Origin of the sequence: Paraburkholderia sp. UCT31 (genome assembly GCF_014397655.1) — a bacterium.
Classification (GTDB): Bacteria; Pseudomonadota; Gammaproteobacteria; order Burkholderiales; family Burkholderiaceae; genus Paraburkholderia; species Paraburkholderia tuberum.
On record NZ_VZQP01000141.1, the window covers coordinates 1 to 3,564 of the forward strand.

Consider the following 3,564-nt stretch of genomic DNA (forward strand, 5'->3'; position numbering starts at 1 on the left):
AAACTTCAACGGCGGCTTAGGGGCGGCCTCTGTGAGCGAGTACAGTCGGCCATTTAGGAGTCGATCAAAGCGATAGAGTGAGCGACCGATAATCGCGCTGCTGCGGACATTGAAATCACGCGAAGTCAATGACGATGGTGGCGATGCTTGTGTGTTACGGGTTCACGCTTATGTGGGGGTATGTGGTTCCTGCCCGTCCCACGGGAAGTCATGAACGTGCTGATGGTGCTCGTCATGGCGACCTCGGTGGTTTGGTTCCGGTGTCTCGTGCGTGTGAGCGTGCTCGTGGCGCTCCCGCAAATGTAGCCAGGTCGCTCCGAACACCGCTTCCACGTCGCGGCCGCGTGGCGGGACTGCTACTCAGGTGAGCTTTTTACCCCAGGGTGCCGACCGCCTATGTATTGTTCACGACATCGCGAGTGTCGCTCGGCCCGGATCAGGCGACAGGCAAGATTGTCGATCGCACCGTGGAGTTTGGCCAGTTTTCAGCGGTTGCGCTTTTTCGTGAAGCGGTGTATCAGGCGCTGGGCGATCTGCTGCCTGCTTCATATTGAACGTATGGGGGCGTTCGGGCCGAGTAATATTGGCTGCGTGTTCGAACCCTGCTCGCGCCTCGCATCCCCGCAACTAAAAAGTGATCGCGCCCGATCTTCGATTCAGGAGATCGTGTACCTGATCTGCGGGCCACCCTTATATCACGTTTTGGCCAGTTCCAGTATCCGGTCGCGATTACGATCGAACGCCGCGAGCAGGTCGGTTTCCTCGCTACGGATTCCGGGGTTGAGCTTCGTCAGCATTTGACCATCGACGAGAAACGCGATCTCGCGAGAATTGTCGTAGCCCGAGAAACATACACGATGCCTAAGAGGTGTCGTAAGAGCGACTGGGATTTGGGAAGCTGAGCACGATCTTGCTTTTTGCCATCTAATCTCTCGAAGAGACGTAGCGCCACTTCGCGGCGTTGATATCGATGCGCGCATCATCGTCGAGCCGCTTCTGGGCGCGGTCGGACTCCGCCTGCCGCAAGGCTTCGACGCGAGCTTTCTGGGTCGCCACATAGTCTTGCGGTCTGCCCGACATGATCGGGCTCATTGGGGTTCGCTTCAGCATCTGGACGCCTGCAAAAAGAGCGTGCAACTTCAAGGCAGTGGCCTGAGGCCAGAAAGCACGCTTGAGCACGGCGACGCGCCACATCAAGGTCGCAATGCTCATTCGCGTGCGAGATTCGACGCGTATTCCCGCCGGTACTGGCGAGCCGGACACGAGTGGCGAGTCGATGAAAGCCGCTTGCGCACTCAAGTTGGCTATCCGAGAGTGCGCCGCATGGCGCGACAAAGCAAGAACAATCGGCAAACCGGCGGCTGGGTGCATGAAGAGAGCACGCACTATCAGCAAACTTGTGCACTTACCCCTTAAAGTGTGTGATCGGGTCTTTTAAATAGATCGCGACAGTAATTAAAAATGCGCCCAGAATGAGTCGCAGAGCGGCCCCTTCCGTGGGCGCCTAAATGGGGAGCGAAATGGCAAAAGGTCAACTGCGTAGTAATCGCGAGGCAAAGAAGCCTAAACAACCTAAAAAGTTACCATCTCCCGGAGCAGGTCTGTTCAAGACGTCTACTCCGAAGACTTCTGTGTCGAGCGGCGTGACGAAGAAGTAACCGACACGCGCATGTGACGCGCGGTCGTTTCACTTTGCTTGTGCGCACTTTCGACGAAGGTGTAGCAGCGGCCCGGTAGAAAGAGCGTCATTGCAATTCGGGCTGCACCTTGTTGCCTCTCATTGCTGATCATTTTCAGCGCGTGTCTGAGTCGTGACCGATTGCCGCCCCGGTTCGTGCTGTCGCGGTGGGCTTTCCTTTTGGGGGCGAAATGGTGAGCAAGTTTGTTCGCGGCGAAACGCAATGAGCGCGCCGCAACGTCTAACCGTGCGGCACCAGAGCGTCTACCACTACTGGGAGCCAGTGCGCTTCGGCGAGCATCGCATGATGTTCCGCCCGCGTGCGAGTCATGATCTGCGGCTTCTCACCGCGCAGTTGCTGATCACGCCCACACCTGAACGGCTGTATTGGTTGCACGATGTCTTCGACAACTCGGTCGCAGTCGCCACGTTTTCGGTCGAAGCATCCGAGCTGCTCTTCAGAAGCAAGGTGACGCTCGAACATTACGAGGCGCCGCTGCCTGACTATTCGCTGGAAGCCTATGCGTCGACCTGGCCCTTCGCGTATACGAGCGAGGAAGCCTCTGATCTGGTGAACGCGCGAAGCCGACAGTTTCCGAACGACGATGTCGACCTGTGGGCGCGACGCTTTATCGACCCCGGCGGCACGACGGGCACGATGACGTTGTTGCGCAGCATGACGCTCGAGATCAAGAACAACTTCATGTACGTGCGGCGCGTCGAGAAGGGCGTCAATCGTCCTGCCGACACGCTACGCCTGCGCAGCGGCAGTTGCCGCGATTTCGCGGTGCTGATGATGGATGCCGTCCGCTCGCTTGGCCTCGCGGCCCGGTTTGTCAGCGGCTATATTTTCGTGCCGGACCACGACACTACCCTGGGCGGCGGCGCGACCCACGCATGGCTGCAGATCTATCTTCCCGGTGCAGGCTGGGTCGATTTGACCCGACCAACAGCATCGTCGGCAACCGGCATCTGATTCGTGTGGCGGTAGCGTGGAATTACGATCAGGCGCTGCCGCTCTGGGGCACATGGCACGGCGCGATGCATTCGTTCCGCAGTCTTGAGGTCGACGTGAGCGTGACCGAAGACGCCTGAGCGCTCAGCGCGTTAGGACTTTATCAATGGAAGGATGGTCAGATGAAACTTCGCGTGGGCTATGAACTGATCTACGAGTGCGCGCAGCCGACACCAATGATGTTGATGTTGAACACGCATTTTTCCCGCGTGCAGGATGTCCTGTCTGCCGATCTGCTGGTGGTCGATCCGCCGGCGGCGATCACCCAGTATCGCGATAGCTTCGGCAATCTGTGCAGCCGCATCGTCGCGCCGCAGGGGCTGATTTCGCTCTCCACCACCGCGCTGCTCAACGTCTCCGATCAACCCGAGACGCGCGAGCCGTTCGACTATCAGCATGCCGTCGAAACGCTTCCGGATGAATGTCTGGTGTTCCTGCTCGGCAGCCGCTATTGCGAAACCGATCTGCTGTCCGACATTGCCTGGAAACTGTTTTCCAATACGCCTCCGGGCCGCCACCGGGTGCAGGCGATTTGCGACTACGTGCATCGCCATGTCACGTTCGGATACGAATTTGCACGGCCGACCAAGACCGCGTTTCAGGCGTGGCAGGAACGCAAGGGCGTGTGTCGCGACTTCGCTCATCTGGCCGTGGCGCTATGCCGCGCGATGAATATTCCGGCTCGCTACTGCACGGGCTACATCAGTGACGTCGGTGTGCCGCCGCCGTGGAGCACGATGGATTTCGCGGCATGGTTCGAAGCCTATGTGGGCGGCTCCTGGCAGACCTTCGATCCGCGCAACAACGTGCCGCGTATCGGTCGTGTGCTGATGGCGTGCGGCCGCGATGCCGCCGACGTTGCGATCAGCAA

The 3,564-nt window shown here is 59.0% G+C and carries 4 protein-coding genes and 2 pseudogenes; 3 read left to right on the plus strand and 3 right to left on the minus strand.

Annotated features, from left to right (window positions below; translation table 11 throughout):
• Positions 1–125: 125 nt before the first annotated feature.
• Positions 126–309 (minus strand): annotated as a pseudogene (locus F6X40_RS41045) (EamA family transporter); the annotation flags it as partial.
• A gap of 110 nt (positions 310–419) precedes the next feature.
• Here F6X40_RS41045 and F6X40_RS43060 point away from each other — a divergent pair.
• Complete coding sequence (locus F6X40_RS43060) at positions 420–554, plus strand: hypothetical protein (RefSeq protein ID WP_262421748.1); 135 nt, start codon at positions 420–422, stop codon at positions 552–554.
• A gap of 141 nt (positions 555–695) precedes the next feature.
• Here F6X40_RS43060 and F6X40_RS41050 read toward each other — a convergent pair.
• Together F6X40_RS41050 and F6X40_RS41055 are read right to left on the minus strand one after the other, a co-directional pair.
• Positions 696–924 (minus strand): annotated as a pseudogene (locus tag F6X40_RS41050) (DUF1488 domain-containing protein).
• Positions 925–1,212 carry a hypothetical protein gene (locus tag F6X40_RS41055; RefSeq protein WP_184050798.1) on the minus strand — a complete coding sequence of 96 codons (288 nt, stop codon included), beginning with the start codon at positions 1,210–1,212 and terminating at the stop codon, positions 925–927.
• A gap of 689 nt (positions 1,213–1,901) precedes the next feature.
• Between F6X40_RS41055 and F6X40_RS41060 the strand changes: the two genes are divergently transcribed.
• Both F6X40_RS41060 and F6X40_RS41065 read left to right on the plus strand, forming a co-directional pair.
• Positions 1,902–2,654: a transglutaminase family protein gene (locus F6X40_RS41060; RefSeq protein ID WP_262421749.1), complete on the plus strand. Its 753-nt coding sequence runs from the start codon at positions 1,902–1,904 to the stop codon at positions 2,652–2,654.
• Between the two features lie 161 nt (positions 2,655–2,815).
• On the plus strand, positions 2,816–3,564 hold a 749-nt coding region (locus F6X40_RS41065; protein ID WP_187631834.1), incomplete at its 3' end, for a transglutaminase-like domain-containing protein.